At 52.4% G+C, this 20,339-nt stretch carries 17 protein-coding genes; 16 read left to right on the forward strand and 1 reads right to left on the reverse strand.

Annotated features, from left to right (window positions below; genetic code table 11):
• Nucleotides 1-95 precede the first annotated feature (95 nt).
• On the forward strand, nt 96-482 hold the full coding sequence (locus tag IAE55_RS03405) for a RidA family protein (RefSeq protein WP_105442965.1): 387 nt from the start codon (nt 96-98) through the stop codon (nt 480-482).
• Between the two features lie 149 nt (nt 483-631).
• Here the strand turns inward: IAE55_RS03405 and IAE55_RS03410 are convergent, their stop codons facing one another.
• Entirely contained in the window at nt 632-1,243 is a 612-nt protein-coding gene (locus IAE55_RS03410) for a nitroreductase family protein (RefSeq protein WP_200630939.1), read from the reverse strand.
• Between the two features lie 330 nt (nt 1,244-1,573).
• Here IAE55_RS03410 and IAE55_RS03415 point away from each other — a divergent pair, with 330 nt between their 5' ends.
• From IAE55_RS03415 to IAE55_RS03485, 15 genes are all read left to right on the forward strand, one after another.
• A complete protein-coding gene (locus IAE55_RS03415) occupies nt 1,574-3,706 on the forward strand; it encodes a GMC family oxidoreductase (protein WP_200630940.1) in 2,133 nt (710 codons plus the stop codon).
• Nucleotides 3,707-3,877: 171 nt separating this feature from the next.
• Nucleotides 3,878-4,735, forward strand: a complete 858-nt coding sequence (locus IAE55_RS03420) for an SDR family oxidoreductase (protein ID WP_145165139.1) — start codon at nt 3,878-3,880, stop codon at nt 4,733-4,735.
• A 256-nt stretch (nt 4,736-4,991) separates the two neighbouring features.
• The gene (locus tag IAE55_RS03425) at nt 4,992-5,918 is read left to right on the forward strand and encodes a VanZ family protein (RefSeq protein ID WP_200630941.1); all 927 of its coding nucleotides are present in this window, start codon (nt 4,992-4,994) and stop codon (nt 5,916-5,918) included.
• Between the two features lie 254 nt (nt 5,919-6,172).
• Nucleotides 6,173-6,718, forward strand: coding sequence for a helix-turn-helix domain-containing protein (locus IAE55_RS03430; RefSeq protein WP_145165143.1), 546 nt, complete (start codon nt 6,173-6,175; stop codon nt 6,716-6,718).
• Between the two features lie 159 nt (nt 6,719-6,877).
• Nucleotides 6,878-8,401, forward strand: coding sequence for a response regulator transcription factor (locus tag IAE55_RS03435; protein WP_200630942.1), 1,524 nt, complete (start codon nt 6,878-6,880; stop codon nt 8,399-8,401).
• A gap of 32 nt (nt 8,402-8,433) precedes the next feature.
• On the forward strand, nt 8,434-10,224 hold the full coding sequence (locus IAE55_RS03440; protein ID WP_200630943.1) for a cache domain-containing sensor histidine kinase: 1,791 nt from the start codon (nt 8,434-8,436) through the stop codon (nt 10,222-10,224).
• A gap of 112 nt (nt 10,225-10,336) precedes the next feature.
• The gene (locus IAE55_RS03445) at nt 10,337-11,716 is read left to right on the forward strand and encodes an ABC transporter substrate-binding protein (protein WP_200630944.1); all 1,380 of its coding nucleotides are present in this window, start codon (nt 10,337-10,339) and stop codon (nt 11,714-11,716) included.
• A gap of 39 nt (nt 11,717-11,755) precedes the next feature.
• The gene (locus IAE55_RS03450; protein WP_076165527.1) at nt 11,756-12,646 is read left to right on the forward strand and encodes a carbohydrate ABC transporter permease; all 891 of its coding nucleotides are present in this window, start codon (nt 11,756-11,758) and stop codon (nt 12,644-12,646) included.
• 5 nt (nt 12,647-12,651) lie between these two features.
• Complete coding sequence (locus tag IAE55_RS03455) at nt 12,652-13,482, forward strand: carbohydrate ABC transporter permease (RefSeq protein WP_105442956.1); 831 nt, start codon at nt 12,652-12,654, stop codon at nt 13,480-13,482.
• A gap of 127 nt (nt 13,483-13,609) precedes the next feature.
• Nucleotides 13,610-14,680, forward strand: coding sequence for a M24 family metallopeptidase (locus tag IAE55_RS03460; protein ID WP_145019532.1), 1,071 nt, complete (start codon nt 13,610-13,612; stop codon nt 14,678-14,680).
• A gap of 22 nt (nt 14,681-14,702) precedes the next feature.
• On the forward strand, nt 14,703-15,899 hold the full coding sequence (locus tag IAE55_RS03465) for an NAD(P)/FAD-dependent oxidoreductase (RefSeq protein WP_145165204.1): 1,197 nt from the start codon (nt 14,703-14,705) through the stop codon (nt 15,897-15,899).
• Nucleotides 15,896-16,897, forward strand: coding sequence for a proline racemase family protein (locus IAE55_RS03470; RefSeq protein ID WP_145165153.1), 1,002 nt, complete (start codon nt 15,896-15,898; stop codon nt 16,895-16,897). The genes IAE55_RS03465 and IAE55_RS03470 overlap by 4 nt, the downstream gene beginning before the upstream one ends.
• A gap of 26 nt (nt 16,898-16,923) precedes the next feature.
• Entirely contained in the window at nt 16,924-17,922 is a 999-nt protein-coding gene (locus IAE55_RS03475; protein WP_200630945.1) for a proline racemase family protein, read from the forward strand.
• Nucleotides 17,923-17,965: 43 nt separating this feature from the next.
• Nucleotides 17,966-18,865, forward strand: coding sequence for a dihydrodipicolinate synthase family protein (locus IAE55_RS03480; protein WP_200630946.1), 900 nt, complete (start codon nt 17,966-17,968; stop codon nt 18,863-18,865).
• A 27-nt stretch (nt 18,866-18,892) separates the two neighbouring features.
• Nucleotides 18,893-20,332, forward strand: a complete 1,440-nt coding sequence (locus IAE55_RS03485; RefSeq protein ID WP_200630947.1) for an aldehyde dehydrogenase family protein — start codon at nt 18,893-18,895, stop codon at nt 20,330-20,332.
• The last annotated feature ends 7 nt before the right edge of the window (nt 20,333-20,339 follow it).

Consider the following 20,339-nt stretch of genomic DNA (forward strand, 5'->3'; position numbering starts at 1 on the left):
TCAGGTACTTGCAAAAATACGGTTGATACACGCCAAGTTTTTGCAATTCCCATAAACATAAATGTGCTTTCAAGCACGACAAGGAGAGAGAAACCATGACATCACAAGAGAGACAAACTATTGCAACGACCGAAGCTCCGGGAGCTATCGGACCATACTCCCAGGCAGTTCAAATCGGTAATGTGCTGATTACATCCGGACAACTCGGTATGGACACAACAGGCGTGTTCCCAGCAACCGTAGAGGAACAGACACAGCGATCGCTCCTCAATGTAAAAGCGATTCTCGAATCAGCGGGCTTTACCATGAACGATGTGATTAAAACGACGGTATTTTTGCAGGATATGAACGATTTTCAGAAGGTCAACGAAGTGTACGCGACATTCTTTGCAGAGCCTTATCCGGCACGCAGCGCGGTCCAGGTAGCCAAGCTGCCGAAGGACGGACTGGTGGAAATCGAAGTGATCGCTGTCAAAGCTTAAATTGATGATAGTAGGCAACCTCTTGGTTCTCCAAGGGGTTGTTCTTTTTTTACGGGAGGATAGCAGCACAACAAAAGCTGGCCAAGAACGGCCAGCTTTTTAATGGGTGTATTTATATGGGTTAAATAGATGCGATGGAGCGGCTTACTTTACTCAAATTTTCCCTCAAAAACAAGCTCGTTCAGCGGTCGGCGGTCATTCGGCACTTCGCGCTGCTGGATCGCTTCCGGAAGTACGGATTTATCGCCCAGATAGCCGAGGGCAATCACGGCGTGTAGCTCGATGTGATCCGGTACGTTCAATATGTCTCGGGCTTTATTGCGGTCAAAACCGCCGATGGCATGCGTGTGCAGACCGAGAATCGTCGCTTGAATCGCCAAGGAAGCCCAGGCTGCGCCGGCATCGAAGGCGTGCGCACCGTTCGGGTCGCCGTTTTCTCTAAGCTTGTCGGAAGCGACCACAATGAGAACTGGCGCACTGGACGCCCATGTTAAATTGAATTCATTTAAAAATGAATGAAATTTGCTGAGCTGCTCTCCGGTTTTAGCGACGATAAAGCGCCAAGGCTGATCATTATAAGAGGATGGAGCCCAATGTGCGGCTTCAAGGATGGTATAAAGGTCCTGATCACTGACTTTACGGGTGGAAAAAGCCCGTGTAGACCAACGGTTTAGAAATAGAGGGCTTACTGGATATTCGGATTTGCGCTGTCCTTGCACCTCCGGCAAAATTTCATTGACGATGGATTGAACGTTACTCATATACGATTTCTCTCCTTTTCAACTGAATATCTGCAGTGTTGTCGTTTCTGCTTACTTAAACTTACGTACTTACTAATTAAATATAATTAAATATATGATTTAACTTGGATATAGTCAAATCAAAATCTTTAATGGATGATTAGGTATATTTGCAGAATGACCATGGCTGCAAGCAGGGTTTAGAGGCGAATAAAGAGAATATTAGATGCATCTCTTAGAGTGAGAACGGTTACGGTGAACCGGCAATTTTGCATGAAGAACAGTATTAGTCTACGAATGTATCGAAAAACCAAAAAGCGACAATTCGAAGGAGAAGAAAGGTGGCAGCAAATGAATCAGAACGATAAAACATCCCTATCATTCGAGTGGCATTCAATATTGGAAGCGGTTTCCAATCGATTCATCCCGGAAAATGAGTGGCCGTCTGCGGCCGACGGAGGCGCACTCGTCTATATGGAACGTAGGGCAAATGAGGATCCTTCAACTTGGAACAAGCTGATCGAACCCGGCCTCCGCGCACTCGAGTCGGAAGCGGTGGCCCGGTATGGGCACGCATTTTCAGAACTGTCCGAGGAACAACAGGATGGATTGCTGCAGGATGTCCAGCATGACCGCGTCCGTGATTGGCCTGTTTCGTCCGCAATGTTCTTCAACGCATTGTTGGAGCTTGTCGTCGAAGGCTACTATGGAAATCCTGAATCTGGCGGGAATCGCGGGGGTAAATCATGGGAAATGATCGGTTTTCGGCCGGGTCCGGTATCCGGCGAACAGGGACCGCCAGTCGAAGCCGATTTACCTTTACGAACACTCGATCAGCTACAAGACCGCTACGATGCCGTCGTTATCGGAGCCGGAGCGGGCGGATCGGTAGCGGCGGCGGTGTTGGCTGAGTCGGGCATGCGCGTTCTTGTCATCGAACGCGGCCGTTGGCTTCGGTATGACCAGGTAGGCCGGGACCATTTGCGCAACCATCGGCTGAGCAAATTCGGCCACAACACTGGACCTGATCTGGAAGGCAGTCCGCGTACGTTTCTTGATGTGGCTGAGGAAGAGAGAATCACTGCTCCGCATGAAGGAGATTACCACAACAACGCCATGACGGTCGGCGGTGGTACGCGGGTGTACGGCGCTCAGGCGTGGCGGTTCCATCCGGAGGATTTTCGAATGGCAAGCCACTACGGCATCCCGGACGGGAGTTCCCTTAGCGACTGGCCGATCTCATACGAGGATCTGGAACCTTATTATGTGAGGGCCGAATGGGAGGTGGGCGTATCCGGTGACGGGAACGCCCACACCGGGCATGCCAAGCGGAGCCGGCCTTACCCGATGCCGGCTATGCCCTTGACGACGGAGGCGCGGCGGCTGGCGGAAGCGGCAGCCCGTTTGGGATGGGACGCCGGATCGGTCCCGCTGCTGATCAACTCGGTCGAACGGGACGGCAGGCCAGCATGCGGACAGTGCGGCCAATGCGTTGGCTTCGCTTGTCCAACCAACAGCAAAAACGGGGGACATAACACGATGCTCGTCCGAGCGGCCGCCACGGGTAACTGCGATATCATCTGCGATACGATGGTGGAGCGGATTGAGACGGAAGGCGGGAAGCGGGCCACTGGGGTAAGGCTGGTGCAGGAAGCAGGCGGGAAGATCCGGCGTCAACTGGTGGCAGCCGGTCAAGTCATCGTAGCCGCCGGCGCGATCGAAAGCGCGCGTTTGCTGCTGAACTCGGCTACCGATGCAGAGCCGGATGGCATCGGCAACCGGTCCGGCCAAGTCGGCCGGAATCTGCAGGGTCATGTCTACACGGGCGCGTACGGTCTCATGGATGATCCGATCCAGGACGGCCTTGGCCCTGGTGTCAGCATAGCTACGCTTCGCTTCGCCCATGACAATGGCGGCGGCGTGATCGGGGGCGGACTCCTCGCTAACGAATTTACCCGGCTCCCCCTTATTCATTGGTACAGGGCACTTGCTCCAGACGCCCCGAGATGGGGGCTGGCAGGCAAAGAAGCGATGCGCGACAGCTATTTGCGCACCAGCCAGATCCAAGGACCGATTCAAGAGATCCCGACAGCGGAATCGAGAGTGCGTCTCTCGCGATCAGTCAAGGACCGTTTCGGGATGCCAGTCGCCCAACTCTCAGGCCGGGTCCATCCGGAGTCGCTGCGGGCGGCAGCGATGCTGGGCGAAGAGGCCGAGAAGTGGCTTTGGGCTGCCGGTGCGCACCAGGTTTGGCGAACAAGTCCGGGAACCGGGCTTAGTGGCGGACAGCATCAGGCAGGCACGCTTCGGATGGGGGATAATCCCGCCACTTCGGTCACCGATCCGACGGGACGCGTACACGGTTACGACAACCTGTGGGTGAGCGACGGATCCGTGCATGTAACCAACGGGGGAGTGAATCCGGTTCTGACGATTCTAGCATTGTCATTCCGGACTTCGGAAAACATCGTGAAGCATGGCTAAAACGGTTATCAGCAGTAAATACCAGAATGTTAGTGAGATAACCCTCCATCAATTGTCGTGAGGAAAGTTCGGTTATAACCTTTTATTACCATTTGATTGTGGTAGGATGAATGTATGTGGAATCGAAATGATTCCTCACGGACAATACCTTTCTGAAAGGAAGCACATCGGATGAAGCTGGTTATCACAGGAGCCACGGGAAACTTAGGCGGGCTCGTTATAGACCATTTACTGAAAAAGATTCCGGGAAGTCAGATCATTGCAGTCGTTCGAAAACTGGATAAAGATGCTTCGCTCACGGAGGCAGGGCTGGAAGTCCGCCAAGGCGATTACAACGATCCGGGAACGCTTCGCGCAGCCTTTGAAGGTGGGACCAAACTGCTATTTGTATCCAGTCCGGATACCGATGATCCACTGCGGATCGTTCAGCATGCCAATGTAATCAAAGCCGCCAGAGATGCGGGGATCAGGCATATTGCCTATACCAGCTTCGCTTTTGCCGAGGAAAATCCGTTTGCACTCGTTCATATAGCCACCGAATATGCCATCCGCGCGACCCGTATCCCATATACCTTTTTGCGAAATGGCGGATATGCGGAGTTTTTCATCAATGCCCACCTTCAAGCAAATGTAGAACGCGGGGCGATCGTCACCAACACGGGCACAGGGAGAGTGAATGCGGTCAGCCGCAGCGATCTGGCACTTGCTGCCGCGGCGGTACTGACCGGGGAAGGACACGATAACAAGCAATACACGCTGGTTTCCGATCGTCCATGGAGTTTCGATGAGTTGGCGGAAGTTCTCTCCGAAGTTTCAGGTAAGCACATCATCCATCAAAAGGTTTCTTTCGACGAAGAGAAGGCCATGCTTATTCAAGCAGGCTTATCGGAATCTTTAGCTCAAACGACGGCCTTTATCTATAACACTGTTGCAGAAGGAACTATGGAGAAAACGACCGGCGATTTACATCAATTGATCGGACATCAGACGACGCTCAAAGAACTTGTTACAAAAGTTTTGCAAGCCTAAGTCAAACTAGTAGACAGCCGATTGAGGTACACATGTCCATAAAGACTGCTGGGTCCTAGGTAACGCTCAGTAAATAAGTAGAAGAAGTAGGGCAAAAGGTGAGAGTTCACCTGATGCTCTTCTTTTGTTGCGTCCGATAGTTCCCTTACATGACAACCGTGTAAGTTTGTTGTAAGAAAGAACCCTAGGAGAAGTATGAATCTTGGGATAAACTTGCATGAGGTATCCATTCATTTCGCAATAGGGAGCAGAATTTATGGCAAAGAATCGCAAGGTTATCCTGATCATCACCATCCTTTATACAGTCCTCATTTTGTATTTTATGTTTTTTGCTTTTGGCAGAATCGGGGCATCGCACCAGATTACAGAGTACGAATTTATTTTTACGCCCCTTGATTTTTATCATGTACCGGATTTGCCTGATTTTTTTCGATTTTCCTTAATGGCTCTGTTTGGTTTTGGCAACTTCGCTGCATTTATTCCTTTCGGCTTTTTGATTCCGATGTTGTTTCCCATGCGCTACGTTCGATTTATTGCATTGTTCTTTTTGTCCATCATGGTGGTCGAAACGGTACAGATGCTTACTTATCTGGGCAGCGGCGATATCAACGACGCGATTCAAAATTCAATAGGTGCTTCCATCGGATACGCGGCTTACAAATTAGGATCAAACGCAAAAACGATGATGAAGCAGCTTGTGATTTCCGGATTTTCTGCATTGTTCATTTTCGCTGTCGTATGGGGCTGCTGCGAAGTTATCGAAACGGCGCTGACAAAAAAAGAAGGACCTTTCGTTGCAATCAACGAAGTGAAGGACGCCAGTGGAAATACAGTTCAACACACAGCACCATATCGTTTTGAGTTGGGCGGCGAACAGGTGCTGCCTCAGTACAATGTGTTCAGTTTCAAAGAGCAAACTGCAGCAGTTTACACATCTGAACTAAGTGGAAGAGATATCATCCTCTACTTCAAGTATGGAGCAACGGGTAAGCTGGGAGGAACGCTTGCGATTTCGGTCGATGGGCAGCAGCTTCTGCTGACAGAAGCACCAACCTATCAAGAAGGAGCTGCTGAAACGTACGAAATTCCAATTGAGAAAGCGAATAAACTTACGATCACCATTAAGGGAAATGCGAGATTGTGGGATCTCGGTTACAGGGAAATGAAGTATTTCTGGAATTAGTGCTTGCTGATGCGCGAAATGGAAGTCATTTATGTTTAATAATATAAATCATTAATCAGATTAATTATATAGAACAGGGAGTGTCCTAAATTAGGATATTCCCTGTTTTTTTGCTGTAATTGGTGGTTTTCCGTCCTTCCGCACACGGCTAAAATGCCTGAATACATTGGAAAATTTTATTGACAATCGTCATTAAATATTGTTTCATTTTATTAAACTAAGTTGAATTTCATTCTATTTAGGAGATCAATGTGATGGAATTGGGGAGTAAGATCCGAAAAATTCGCAAGGACCAAAATCGGACCCTGGACGAAATCGCCCATGCCTGCGGCTTTACCAAAAGCCTGCTGTCCAAAATCGAAAACGGAAAAACGGTGCCGCCCATCGGCACGCTGATTAAAATCGCCGAAGCGCTTGGAACTAAAATATCTATTTTGCTTGATGACAGCGACCAAAACGGGACGGTGTATACCACAATGACGGGGACCCTGGATAAGATGGTCACGTCGGAGAAAGGATATTCGTTTTCGGCCATCGCGGCCGAGCGGCCCGAGAAGTTGATGCAGCCCTTTTATTTTGTAGTGACGAAAGGGAAGACGGAGAAGCGAACGGTCTCCCATGTCGGGCAGGAATTCATTTATGTGCTCGAAGGGACCATGATTTATTATGTCGGCCAGGAAGCTTATACACTGCATGCCGGCGACAGCCTGTATTTTGACTCCTACGAAAATCATAAATATACGCCCATCACGGATGAAGTAAAGTACTTGTCGGTTTTCTGTTCGGATTCCAAAGTTTGAGTCCGTCTAACCGACAATGCTCGGTAAGTTGATTTCTGTCCTTGTTGTAACATGCTCATACAGGATTCTTGTAAACGGTTGGCAGCGCCATAACCTTCAATTTACTGGAAACCCGGATGGGCATTTTTTGTACCATTCATACGCAGGGGGGGATTGGATATGCTGAACGTCTTAGTCGTTGACGACGAACCGAAGCACAGACAAGGGTTGTCGCGGATGCTGAAAAATCTGAGGCCGGAGTATCACATTTTTAATGCCAGGGATGGTGCGGAAGCGCTGGAAAGGATGGAGACCCATCCGATCGATCTGGTATTTACCGATATCCAGATGCCGATCATGGACGGCCTTGAATTCGTGGAACGTTTGACCCGCCGCGGGGGGAGCGAAAGCGTGGTGATTCTGAGCGCCTACTCGGATTTCGCCTATGCACAGCGAGCGCTGCAGCTCGGGGCAAGCGATTACCTGCTCAAGCCGGTGGAAGCCCAGAAGGTTACGCCTCTCCTTCAGAAAGCCGAACATAAGGCGGGAGCCTTGCGTGAGGCGACCATCGAATCGGCTTTGTCCGAACTGCTCGAGGGAAGTCCTGCCGCAACAGACATCACTTTGCTGCAGAGGTCCTTTTCAGGCTGGAGATGCGGAATCTCGCTGGGTGCCCTGATCCACACAAGCGGTGCGGACCGGAAGCGGATGCTGTCCCTGCTTAAACGCATGCTTGCCCACATCATGGAGGAAGCCGGTCTTGCCCATGCCTTTTACGTTACGGATCAATGGTTGACGGGGGTGATCCTTAGCGCCGATGTATCTTTTGACGTTACCTATGCGCTTGAAGCGCAACTGCAGGAACTGATCGATCATTTTCGGAATGACCATGGTCGGGAACTAACATTTGGCTTAGGCAAGTATTTTACGGAGTGGGGGCAAGGAGTACATTCTTCTAATCAGCAGGCGCGCTTTGCACTTCAAAGCTTATTTTACGACGGGCCGGGAAAATTGTATAAGTCTGACCAACAGAGCCCTAAAGACCCGTCCGCGATCATCCATTTGGATGCAGGCAAACTGGCCAAAGCGATTCTATCCGGCAAAAAAGATGGCATTCATGCCTGTCTGAAGACCGAACTGGATCGTACATTGGCCCAGGGATATCCCGATCCCTCCAGGTTGAAGTATTCCGTCGCCGCCTCGATTCACCATGTCACTTCAATTTTGAGCGAAAAGGGACTTTCTCATATCCCCAGTGCCGCTTTTGAAGGAGCACTGATGCGCTGCAGCCGCATGGACGAATTACGGGAGACAGCCTTTCACTGGGTTCTAGAGATGGCGGAACATATAGACCAACGTAGACAGTGTAAAAGTGAGACCGTGGTTGACAGCTGCAAAGCCTATATTGAAGCCAACTATGGTGAGGAGGATTTGTCCCTGAGCACGCTGGCCGTGAAGTTTCATTTTAACCCTTCGTATTTTTGTATTCTGTTTAAAAACCACACCCGTATGACCATCCACCAATACATCACCCACATCCGAATGAGGGCGGCGGCCAGCCAGCTGCTGCAAACCTCCCAGAAAGTTTACCAAGTGGCCGAGAACGTGGGCTACAGGGACGTGAAGTATTTTATCCGTCTGTTTCGCAAGGAGTACGGCACAAGCCCGGATGAATACCGCCATTTATCCGCTACCCGCATATGAGGAAGGGATGTTCATTGAGAAGCCGCCGATTGATGCCGCGATTTCAGGATCTGAGCTATCGAACGAAACTGATGTTGTCCTATGCCCTCATCGTCACGATTCCCCTAACGATACTTAGCTATAGATATTTTGTGTCGAGCAGCGGGTTTATTTCCGACTTTGCCAGACAGAATTTGTACTCCATTGTGAAGCAGAACAACGAAATCATGGACGGCGAGCTCGCCAGGGTCGAAGACAGCAGCCTCGCTTTGATCGCGGAGCAGGTTCTGTACGAACAATACCTCACTGCGGATCCGAAAGACGAATACCAAATGATCACGATGGAAAAAAAGGTAAGCCGGGCGCTGAATACATATTTTCCAGATTTGAAACACATGTACTCCATCCATTTAATCACCAGCTATTCAGACATCGGGCCTACCGGTGCTACGGCCTTTATCCCTTATGAAGGGTTTAACCAAACAGCCCTGTATCATGCTGCCGTACAAGCGGATGGGGGAATGGCTTGGGTCCCGACGTTTTCGTTTGGTGACATGTTTCATCGGGATGCCGGGTCTCCCGTGTCCTCCGAGAACGTTCAGCTTCTGGCCGGCGTCCGGCTGCTGAAATTGTTTCGGATCAATAACGGGGAGGTGATCGAGCTGCAGGGTGCAGCCGAGCTTCCCGTGCTGGTTATTACCTATCAGCCCGATTATTACCGTACCCGCTTCGCCAGCGTGCTCCCATCCACCGGGGCTTCTTTTTTTATCATGAGCCGGGACGGTCAGAAGGTAGCCGATTCGCAGGAAAAGGATTCCACGATTGATGAAACCTCATTGAAAAGAATGGCGGAGATGAAAAGCGGCACTCTCACGATCACAAGAAACGGTAAGCCGCTCATCGTATGCTTCGATACTTCCGATGTGACCGGCTGGATTTCCGGTGTCACGATCTCGCCGGAGGCGCTCGGCAGCGCCTTTTTGCCGGAGGTGAAGTCGTACACATTCTATTTGACGCTGATTCTTCTGCTGGTCTCGCTTCTCTTGGCATTTTTTCTGGCCAACTCCATCACCAAACCCATTCAACAGCTGCTTCGAGCGATCAAAAAAACGGGAGAAGGGGAATTCGATACCCGCATCCCGGTCAAATCCTATAACGAGATGGGGCTGCTCATTCACAAGTACAATCAAATGAATGTTAAAATCAACAACCTGATCGAAGAAAACTATAAAGTGAAGCTGAGAGAAAAAGAAACTCAGATTATGTCCCTGAACATTCAGCTGAATCCGCATTTTCTGTATAACACGCTCAACATCATGAATTGGACGGCACTCGAAAACGAGCAAAACGAATTGAGCGCCATGATCGTCAGCCTGTCTTCCATGCTGCAGTATACTTCTGCAAGCAATCAGGACATCGGCGATCTGGAGGAGGACCTGAATTGGTTGAAGCATTATTTTTCGATTACCGAGCAGCGGTTTGAAGGCAAATTTACGGTAACCTATGACATCTCGCCTGAGCTGTATTCCTTCAAAGTCCCGAAGCTGTTCCTGCAGCCCTTTGTTGAGAACGCCATCGTTCACGGCTTCGCCCGCCTGCACAGCGGTGGACAGATTGTGATCCGGGGGCGGCTTATTGGGGATGAGCGGATTTTCATGGTGGAGGATAACGGAATCGGCATCCCGCATCACAAATTGGCTGGTTTGACACGGGAAGAGAGCCGCTCCATCGGCATCCGCAACGTTGATCAGCGAATCAAACTCATCTACGGTGACTCCTACGGTGTGACCGTAACCTCAGAAGAACGCAAGGGGACAACCGTCATCATCAAACTGCCGAGATGAACAACACATAAAAATTGTCCACCATTCCAAAAATGTTCGAATTTTTTTTGAACCTCCGGTTTTTTACAATGAATTTACAAACATCAATTCTGTGTGATTGGAGGGTAAAAGAATGAGATTTTCCAAATTTCTCACTGGGATCGCTTTACCCGCTTTACTGGCCGTAACCGTTTCCCTCTCGGGTTGCTCAGGCAGCGGAGGATCAGCCCAAAGTGAAGGAGACAGCAAGGAAGGGGGCAAAGGGGAAGAAAAAGTAACCCTCAAGTTTGCCTTCTGGGGAGACACGATCGAAAAGAAGACGGTCACGGAAGCGCTCGAAAGCTTTGAGCAAAAAACCGGCATTCAGGTGGAGCCTATGCACATTCCGGCGGACTATTTGACCAAGCTGACGACGATGGTCGCAGGCAATGTCGCACCAGACCTCGGATATTTATCATCCGGAGCGGCACTAAGCTGGGGGAAAGACGGGAAGCTGCTGAACCTGGCTCCGCTGATCGAGGAGGACAAAGAATTCAAGAAGGAAGATTACCTGGATCAAGTATGGTATGAAATCGAACCGGGCAATACGATCGGCATGAGTACGGCTGTAGAAGGATACGGACTCATGTACAACAAGGATATGCTCCTTGAGGCGGGTGTCGAGCTTCCTCCCACGCAGGCAGATAAGGCATGGGACTGGGACACGTTCATTGAGTACGCAAAGAGGCTGACCCTGGACGATCAGGGACGAAACGCGCTCGACCCTAATTTTAATCCGAATAAGATCAAGCAGTTCGGCCTCCAATACGACCCGTACAACATGATGGCAGCGGTGGTCTCGAACGGCGGTAATTTCCTGACGGAAGACGGAAAAGGATTCGGGCTGGCAAAGCCGGAGGCGATCGATGCGATTCAAAAGCTGGCGGACTTGATGTATGTGCACCACGTATCGCCGACGCCACTGCAGACCAAGAGCCTTCCTGACATGGCGCTCCAGACCAAGAAGGTCGCCATGACCGTATCTGGCAACTGGGCGCTCCAGGCTTTTGCAGAACAGGATTTCAATCTTGGGGTCGGTGTCCTGCCTAAATTAATGAAGAGCAACACGCTTCTGGACGGCGCGCCGACGGTCATTTTCAAATCGACCAAGCATCCGAAAGAGGCATGGATGCTGTATAAGTACATGGCGGATCCGGAATCGGTGCTGCCGCTGATCGAAGGCGGCTTGTGGATGCCGCTCAAGAAAGAGTGGTATACGAATCCGGACCTCATCAATAAATGGGCGTCGGGGAACAAGGCTCACCCGGAGGGATACACAGATGCTTACATGAAACAGACGATTGAAAACGGCATACGGACCCCGGGCTTTGAAGTGAAGAACCTGGATAAAATCAATGCGCTGGTGACCCCTGCCCTTGACTTGGTATGGACCGGCAAGAAGTCAGCGGAGGAAGCACTGAAAGAGATCGAACCTAAAGTACAGCCGTTGATTGAAGGCTATTACGGCAAATAACCCCGTCCGAACGAACCGATCCAGAAAGGAGGGATTCCCATGCTGCACAAACGCCGTATCGCCGTGGCGGGCATTCTCTTCGCCCTGCCCAGCATCTTTGGGATTATGCTGTTTGTCGTTCTGCCCATGCTCACCAGCTTGTTGCTCAGCTTTACGGATTACCGGATCGTGAATACGCCCAAATTCATCGGGTTTACGAATTATAAGAGGCTTTTCGACGGAACGGATCCCTATTTTTACAATTCGCTGTGGGTGACCTTTAAATACGTTATTCTCCGCGTTCCGCTCGGACTGATCGTCTCATTTATCGCCGCTTTCCTGCTGAATATGGAATTTATCCGCGGCAAATCGGTCTTCCGCACGATCTTCTATCTGCCGGCGATCGTGCCGGCCGTCGCGTCCTCGATGATCTGGATCTGGCTGTTCAGCCCGGACCTCGGACTGTTCAACAGCTTCCTCGAAGCGCTGAATCTGCCCACCTTAAATTGGTTGTACTCTGAAAATACGGTGGTTCCTTCCATTGTGATCATGAGCCTGTGGGGGATGGGAAGCACGATCATTATTTTCCTGGCAGGACTCCAGGGTGTACCCAGATCCTTGTATGAAGCCGCCATCGTAGATGGTGCTGGTGCGGTCCGGAAATTCCGCCATATCACCATTCCGATGATGACGCCGATCATTTTCTTCAACCTGATCATGGGGTCGATCGGGGCTTTCCAAGTGTTCACGGAAGCCTTGATTATGACGCAGGGAGGACCGAATAACGCCAGCTTGTTCTACAACTACTACATTTACCGTCAGGCTTTTCAGTTCGGCGAAATGGGGCAGGCCTCAGCCATCGCCTGGATCCTCTTTATCATCATCCTGATCGTCACGGCGATCTTTTTCCGGACATCCAAGTCCTGGGTATTTTATGAAAGTGAGGTGTAGTGCCCATGAGGAAAAGCCGCCGGGTCTCGCAGATCATCGTATACGCCATTCTCATCCTGGGGAGTGTATTCTGTTTGCTGCCATTGTTCTGGTTAGTACGCAGCTCCATGATGTCGTCCATGCAGATATTCGAGATGCCGCCCAAATGGATTCCCTCGCCGTTCCGGTTTCAAAACTATACGGAGGCGCTGACGACCATCGATTTTCTCCGCTTTTTTCGGAACACCTTGACCATCACCGCCAGCTGCCTGATCGGAGCGCTCATCAGCAGCTCGCTCGGGGCATACAGCTACGCAAGGCTTGACTGGCCGGGGAAGAAGTTTTTCTTTGGATTGCTGCTTGCCAGCATGATGCTTCCCGGCGCGGTCACGCTGATCCCTACTTTTATCGGCTGGAGGCTTGCAGACCTGATTAACACTTACGTGCCATTGATATTGCCTGTTTGGTTTGGTTCCGCATTCGACATCTTTTTGCTGCGGCAGTTTTATGCCGGTATCCCGAGAGATCTCGATGAAGCGGCTTATGTGGATGGGGCTGGCCCCTGGACAATTTTCTGGCGGATCATCATTCCTTTATCCAAACCGCCTTTGATTGTCATCGGCTTATTCTCGTTCATGAATTCGTGGAACGATTTCATGGGACCGCTCGTGTACTTGAACGAAGAAAGCAAGTTTACGCTGGCGCTTGGGCTGCAAATGTTCCAGTCGCTTCACAGCGCGCAGTGGCATCTGCTTATGGCAGCCTCCACCGTGGTCATCCTGCCGGTCATTATCGTGTTTTTCATCGGCCAGCGGTATTTTATCGAGGGGATTACGCTGACTGGCATGAAGGGATAAGGAAGTAAATTTGCAGATTTTTGCAGCCGTCATTCAACAGGGTTGAATCTTGTTACATTAGATTGATTATGAAGAAACCATAGCATCTTTTGCTGCTGCGAGGATGAATAAGGAGCGTGAACCTACCATGGAAGCACAGCGTCTCAACAAGGTACGGGAAGAGCTTGAGCGTCAGGGGATCGACGGACTACTGATCGTCAGCCCGTATAACCGCAGATATGTGACCGGATTTACGGGTACTGCCGGCTTTGTTGCCATTACGAAAAATCAGGCCTTGCTGATCACCGACTTTCGCTATACCCGTCAAGCGGCGGAACAGGCCAAAGAGTATCAGGTTGAACAGCATACGGGCCAGCCGCTTGAAATGATTCGGGAGAAGCTGAGTGCTGCAGGAGTGCGGAAGCTCGGCTTTGAGCAAAATCATCTCACTTACGAGTCATATCAAACCTATATTGAAACCTTTCAGGGCTTTGAACTGATCCCGACGCAAAATATTGTGGAAAAGCTGCGTGGAATCAAAGATGAGCGGGAGCAGGAGCATATTCGAAAGTCGATCGAAATTACGGACATGGCCTTTGAGCATATCCTGGGCTACATGAAGCCGGGCGTATCCGAAAGGGACATTGCAGCCGAGCTTGAATACTTCATGCGCAAAAATGGCGCCGTTTCGTCCGCATACCCGACGATCGTGGCTTCCGGTGTCCGTTCGGCGCTGCCGCATGGTCTGGCCAGCTCAAAGCCGCTGGGAAGGGACGAGTTTGTGACGCTCGATTTCGGAGCGAGCTACGAGGGATATTGTTCCGATCTGACGCGGACGGTTTTTATTGGTGATCCGACGGAGCGGCATCAAGAGATTTACCGGATTGTGCTTGAAGCCAATCGAAAGACCTTGGAAGGCTTAAAGCCGGGGATGACCGGAAAGGAAGGGGACGCTTTGGCTAGAGACTGCATTGCCGGCTATGGGTATGCGGAGTATTTTGGACACGGGCTCGGTCATGCATTTGGCCTGGAGATCCATGAACTGATGCGCCTTTCCGAAAAGACGGAGGATTTGCTGGAGCCCGGCATGGTTTTGACCGTGGAACCCGGCATCTATTTGCCCGACTTTGGAGGCGTCCGCATTGAGGATGACATTCTCGTGACGGACACCGGGATTGAAGTGCTGACGAAATCAAACAAAGAGCTGATTGTCCTATAAAACGAAAGAAGTGATTGCATCCATGCGTGATGAAACCGCAGAAGTTGTCATCATCGGGGGAGGGATCATCGGCATGTCCATTGCCTACTATACCGCGAAAGCCGGCATGGACGTACTTGTCGTGGAACAGGGGGAAATCGCCGGCGGTACCTCTTCCAAATGCGACGGCAACATCCTCGCCATCGACAAGGATCCGGGCTTCGACAGCCAGATGTCGCTGAAGTCGCAGGAATTGGTCAAGGAGTGGGTACGGGATCTCGATGAGGAGTTCGAATACCGGGCTCCCGGAAGCATTCTGGTCTGTGAGTCGGACGAAGAGATGATCGCTGCCGAATCCTGGGTCGCACGTCAGCGTGAAGCCGGCCTGCCCTTCCGCATGCTTGGTCAGAAGGATCTAAGGGACGAATGGCCTTACATGGCCGAAGACCTGCCAGGCGGATTGGAATGCGCGACGGATTCAACGGTCAATCCGGTGCTGCTAACCTACTCGTTGGCGTCCACAGCCCGGCACTATGGGGCAAGGCTTCGAACCCATACGCTCGTCACCGGCATTCAGCTTGACGAGGGAAGGAAAGTACGCGCCGTTGAAACCTCGGAAGGCAGAATCCGCACGAGCACCGTCATTAATGCAGCCGGGGTATGGGCGAAGCATATCGGACGGATGGTGGGCATCGATATTCCGATCGAGCCCCGCAAGGGACACATTCTTGTCGCATCCCGATGGGCGAACATCGGGAAACGGAAGGTGATGGAGTTCGGATATTTGATGAGTAAATTCGGCGGAACCCGTACCGTGGACCCCAAATTCGACCGATATGGCGTTGCGCTCGTCTTCGAGCCTACCGCTTCGCAAAACTTCCTGATCGGCTCCAGCCGCCAATTTGTCGGGATGGACAGCGGCGTAGATCAGCAGGTCATCAGCTTGATTGCGGAAAGAGCCATTCGTTTTTTTCCCGTACTGGAACAGATTCCGCTCCTGAGAACCTATGCAGGCCTGAGGCCGTGGACGGCGGATCATTTGCCGATCGTTTCTGCAATCGACGAAGTCCCCGGATTCTATGTGGCAGCGGGGCATGAAGGGGACGGGATCAGCCTGGCCGCCGTAACCGGAAAGGTGATCAGCGAATTGCTGAGCGGGTCGGAGACCTGCATTCCGGTGGACCGTCTTCGTTATGACCGCTTCCGTAGCATGCCGCACCCCCAGGAGGTGATTCGATGAGATGGTCCAAGATGGTCACCACGATCGACACGCATACCGGCGGGAATCCGACCCGGACCGTTATGTCCGGGGCTCCGGAGCTCTTCGGAAAAACGATGACCGAGAAGATGGTCTACATGTCCGAGCATCATGACGATTTCCGCCAAGCGCTGATGTTCGAACCCCGCGGGCACGAGGTTATGTCCGGCTGCATCTTGACTCCGCCATGCGATGAGAATGCCGACATTGGGGTGGTGTTTATCGAAACCGGCGGGTATTTGCCGATGTGCGGTCACGATACGATTGGGCTGTGCACGGCGCTGATTGAGGCAGGATATTATCCGGCAACCAAGGACGTCATCCGGCTCGACACGCCGGCCGGCCTTGTCGAAGCCAGGCTCGAGATCGAGAGAGGAAAGGTCCGACAGGTCACCTTTACGAATATTCCGTCTTTCCTCTACAAGCAGGATGTCCGGGTTCAGGTCGGCGATCTCGGTGAGGTCTCCTTGGATCTTGCTTACGGCGGCAATTTTTACGGGCTCGTCGATGCCCGATCACTGCATTTGCCGCTGGTTCCCCAGCGGGCTTCGGAGATCGTCCGTACCGCCGTCCGGATCCGCGACGCGGTGAATGACAGGCTTGAAATCGTCCATCCCGAAATTCCTGTCATTCGCGGACTGACCCATATCGAGTTCTACAGCGATCCGGTATCGCCAGTGGCCCACTGCCGGAATACGGTCGTCGTCCCTCCCGGGGGGATTGACCGCTCCCCCTGCGGAACGGGCACATCCGCCAAATTAGCCGTGCTGCGTGCCAAGGGCGAACTGGCAATCGGAGAGGAATTCGTCCATGAGAGCATCGTGGGTTCGATGTTTCGCGCCAGTGTTCTGGAGGACACGACCGTCGGCCATTTGCCGGCCGTGATTCCGCAAATTTCCGGCTCGGCTTGGGTGATGGGCTTTCACCAATTCATTCTTCAGGAACGGGATGAACTGAATACGGGGTTCTTCCTGCTCTAAACATCACTATGACGGGAGCCAGCACTATGGAAACGAAAAAATGGTATGCCGCGATCGATGTGCATTCCTGCGGACAGCCGCTTCGGATCATCACGGGCGGCCTGCCGCCATTGGCCGGTTCGACAATGCGCGACAAGGCTTTATTCTTCCAGCGGCATGAGGATGACGCAAGGAAGCTGCTGATGTCGGAGCCGCGCGGCCACTATGCAATGACCGGTGGCATCGTTACAGCGCCGGTGACGCCGGAAGCGCGATTCGGTTTGCTGTTCCTGAACCAGCAAGGTCTTGCATCCGTCAGCGGGCACGGAATCATCGCCGCGGTCACGGCTTGGACCGCGACGGGGCAAATCGTCCCGTCCGATGCGGCGGCGGGTATACTGATCGATTGCCCGTCGGGAACCGTCCAGGTGGTCGCTGATGTGGAGGGAGACGAGGTTCGGTCGGTGTCGTTCAGGAATGTGCCCAGTTATGTGCACTCGGAGCGACTTCCTGTGACGATTCAAGGGAGGGAAATCCGGGTGGACGTCGCTTTTAGCGGTGAATTCTTTGCTGTAGTGGATATAGGCGAGTTCGGAGCGACTTCCTTGGAGCCCCATCAGCTTAGGGAATGGGCAGGTATGATCCGCAGTGAAGCCGAAAGGCGGCTTGAACTTCAGCATCCGCAGCTGGATTGGATATCCGGTATTCACGGCGTGTTCTTTTATCAGCGGGATGAACGTGATCGTCTGTCCTTCCGCAGCGCATGCGTCTTTGCCGGGGAGCAGCTTGACCGGTCGCCGGGCGGAGCCGGAGTATGCGCTCATTTGGCGGTCCTTAGCTCCCGCGGACGGCTCGAACCCGGACAGCAGGCCGTGTATCAGGGGATCAGCGGGGTTCAGGTCATAGGAAGCATCGCCAGAGACAGTCTTCTGGCTGGCAATAAAACCATCATTCCACAGCTTACGGGAACCGCCCATGTACTTGGTTTCATGAATTTCGTATTGGATCCGGACGACCCGCTACCGGATGGGTTCGTACTGAATTAGCCTTACAAATATCAACTTGAATCATGAGAGGAGACATCTTGATATGACAAGATTTGAAGGGGTTTATGTGGCGATTGTCACACCGTTCACAGCCGCATTTGAAGTGGACTATAAGCGTCTCGCTGAGCTGTGCGACTGGCTTATCTCGCAGGGCGTCCACGGCTTGGTTCCGACAGGATCGCTAGGGGAATATGCCACGTTGACAAATGAGGAGCGGGCAAAGGTCGTTCATACCGTCATTGAAGCCGCTGCGGGACGCGTACCGGTTGTCGTCGGCTCAGCCGCGCCGTCCACGAAGCAAGCCGCCGAGTGGGTCCGGCATGCTAAGGATTCGGGCGCTGCAGGCGTTATGGTCCTGCCGCCGATCCAGTACCGTCCGCTGGAACATGAAGTTATTGCCCATTATGAAGCGCTGAATGAAGTCGGGCTGCCGATGATCGCCTACAATAATCCCCATGATTATAAGGTCGATTTGACGCCGCAGCTGCTCGCCAGGCTTTCCAGACTGGAGCATCTCGTGGCGGTGAAGGAGTTTTCGGGCGATATCCGCAGAGTACACGACATCCTGGAATATACCGATTTGGATGTGCTGATTGGCGTCGACGACTTAGCTATGGAAGGTCCGCTGATGGGGGCCGTGGGCTGGATTTCCGGGGTGCCGAACGCGCTGCCTAAGGAAGGCGTGGAGCTTTTCAATCTGGCTAGACAAGGGAAGGTGCAGGAAGCGACCACGCTATACCGCCGCCTGCTTCCATTGTTCCATTATGATGCGAGTCCCCAGTTAGTGCAGTCGATCAAGTACATGATGGAGCTCGCCGGATTCCCGGTCGGTCCAACCAGACCTCCGCGTCTTCCGCTTCCGGAAGTTGAGTATGAAGCGATTCAAAGGGCATTTGAGCATGCCGTTAACCACCAACCTGCCGGTGAAGCGAAGAGTTCTTAAGAAGAGATTGAAAAAGGAGGGTTAGCTATGGTACACAGCCGAAATTGGATTGGCGGAGAGTGGTTCACCCCCGCGTCGGATGAGCTGGCCGTGAAGAACCCGTCCAACATTCATGAGGAGATCGGGGTGCTTCATCTGTCGGATGCATCGCATATCGCTCAGGCGGAGCAGGCAGCCCGAGCCGCATATCGTTCCTGGTCCCGTTTGACCGGCGCCGCCCGAGGTGAGCAGTTGTATCGCATGGCGGCTGCGCTCGAGTCCGCCTCCGCGGATGTCGCCTGCCTCGCCAGCATGGAAATGGGGAAGCCGATCACCGAAATGCAAGGCGAAGTCATCCGGGGAGTCAACCTGCTTCGGTATTACGCGGCGGAAGGCGTCCGCTCTAACGGAGTGGTCATCCCCGCAAGCGAACCGAACGTGCTCCAGCATACGAAGAAGGTTCCTTTGGGCGTGGTAGGTGTCATTACCCCATGGAATTTCCCGGTGGCGATCCCGTTATGGAAAATCGCACCTGCGCTCATTTGCGGCAATACGGTGGTCTGGAAGCCAGCGGAGAACGCCTCATTGACCGCCACTCTGCTGTGCGAAGTTTTTGCGGCAGCAGCTCTCCCGCCAGGAGTCTTGAACCTGGTGGTCGGCAAAGGAAGCAGGATCGGCGACGCCCTTCTGGAGCAGATTTCCCTTGACGCCGTAAGCTTTACTGGCTCAACGGCGACAGGAACCCGCATCGCCCAAATGTGTGCGAAACGAAACATCAAGTATCAGACCGAAATGGGTGGGAAAAATGCGGCCGTGATCCTGAATGACGCCGACTTGGAGAAGACGGTCCCGATGATTGTGAGCGGCGCGTATCGTTCGGCCGGCCAGAAATGTACGGCAACCAGCCGAATCATCATTGAATCCGGAATTTATGACGCTTTTATTGAAGCGATGAAGAAGGCGATCGACGGAATCAAGCTGGCTCCATCGCTGGATCCGTCGGCTTATCTTGGACCTGTCGCTTCCGCAAGCCAGTATGAAACGGTAATGTCCTATGTGAAGCTTGCGCGGGACCAGGCTGAAATCGTAGCCGAGGGCCGCTCTGCCGAGGCGAACGAAGAAGGGTATTATATTCCGCCGATCGCAGCAGCCGGCGTGGATCCAGGCCATCCATTGATTCAGGAAGAAATTTTCGGACCGGTTACCGCGATGATGAAGGCAGCCGATTTCGACGAGGCAATCGCCTTATGCAATCAATCTATATACGGACTCAGCGCTTCGTTATTTACCCGTGATTTGTCTTACGCGCATCGTTTCCTGGATGAGGCTCAGGCCGGGATGGTCCGCGTCAACCAGGAAACAGCGGGCGTGGAATATCAATCCCCGTTCGGCGGCTTGAAGCTGTCGAGCTCGCATTCGCGCGAACAGGGGCAAGCCGCGCTCGATTTTTATACCGAGCTGAAAACCTGCGCCATCCGGTATTGGTAGGAGGCCG

The organism is Paenibacillus sp. S28 (assembly GCF_016624415.1).
Lineage (GTDB): Bacteria > Bacillota > Bacilli > Paenibacillales > Paenibacillaceae > Paenibacillus_AQ > Paenibacillus_AQ favisporus.

Coding starts and splice junctions, on each gene's coding strand:
- IAE55_RS03475 (WP_200630945.1), top strand. CDS start 16,924: ATGGAAACGAAAAAATGGTATGCCGCGATCGATGTGCATTCCTGCGGA.
- IAE55_RS03410 (WP_200630939.1), bottom strand. CDS start 1,243: ATGAGTAACGTTCAATCCATCGTCAATGAAATTTTGCCGGAGGTGCAA.
- IAE55_RS03485 (WP_200630947.1), top strand. CDS start 18,893: ATGGTACACAGCCGAAATTGGATTGGCGGAGAGTGGTTCACCCCCGCG.
- IAE55_RS03420 (WP_145165139.1), top strand. CDS start 3,878: ATGAAGCTGGTTATCACAGGAGCCACGGGAAACTTAGGCGGGCTCGTT.
- IAE55_RS03405 (WP_105442965.1), top strand. CDS start 96: ATGACATCACAAGAGAGACAAACTATTGCAACGACCGAAGCTCCGGGA.
- IAE55_RS03455 (WP_105442956.1), top strand. CDS start 12,652: ATGAGGAAAAGCCGCCGGGTCTCGCAGATCATCGTATACGCCATTCTC.
- IAE55_RS03470 (WP_145165153.1), top strand. CDS start 15,896: ATGAGATGGTCCAAGATGGTCACCACGATCGACACGCATACCGGCGGG.
- IAE55_RS03445 (WP_200630944.1), top strand. CDS start 10,337: ATGAGATTTTCCAAATTTCTCACTGGGATCGCTTTACCCGCTTTACTG.
- IAE55_RS03440 (WP_200630943.1), top strand. CDS start 8,434: ATGCCGCGATTTCAGGATCTGAGCTATCGAACGAAACTGATGTTGTCC.
- IAE55_RS03430 (WP_145165143.1), top strand. CDS start 6,173: ATGGAATTGGGGAGTAAGATCCGAAAAATTCGCAAGGACCAAAATCGG.
- IAE55_RS03450 (WP_076165527.1), top strand. CDS start 11,756: ATGCTGCACAAACGCCGTATCGCCGTGGCGGGCATTCTCTTCGCCCTG.
- IAE55_RS03465 (WP_145165204.1), top strand. CDS start 14,703: ATGCGTGATGAAACCGCAGAAGTTGTCATCATCGGGGGAGGGATCATC.
- IAE55_RS03460 (WP_145019532.1), top strand. CDS start 13,610: ATGGAAGCACAGCGTCTCAACAAGGTACGGGAAGAGCTTGAGCGTCAG.
- IAE55_RS03435 (WP_200630942.1), top strand. CDS start 6,878: ATGCTGAACGTCTTAGTCGTTGACGACGAACCGAAGCACAGACAAGGG.
- IAE55_RS03425 (WP_200630941.1), top strand. CDS start 4,992: ATGGCAAAGAATCGCAAGGTTATCCTGATCATCACCATCCTTTATACA.
- IAE55_RS03480 (WP_200630946.1), top strand. CDS start 17,966: ATGACAAGATTTGAAGGGGTTTATGTGGCGATTGTCACACCGTTCACA.
- IAE55_RS03415 (WP_200630940.1), top strand. CDS start 1,574: ATGAATCAGAACGATAAAACATCCCTATCATTCGAGTGGCATTCAATA.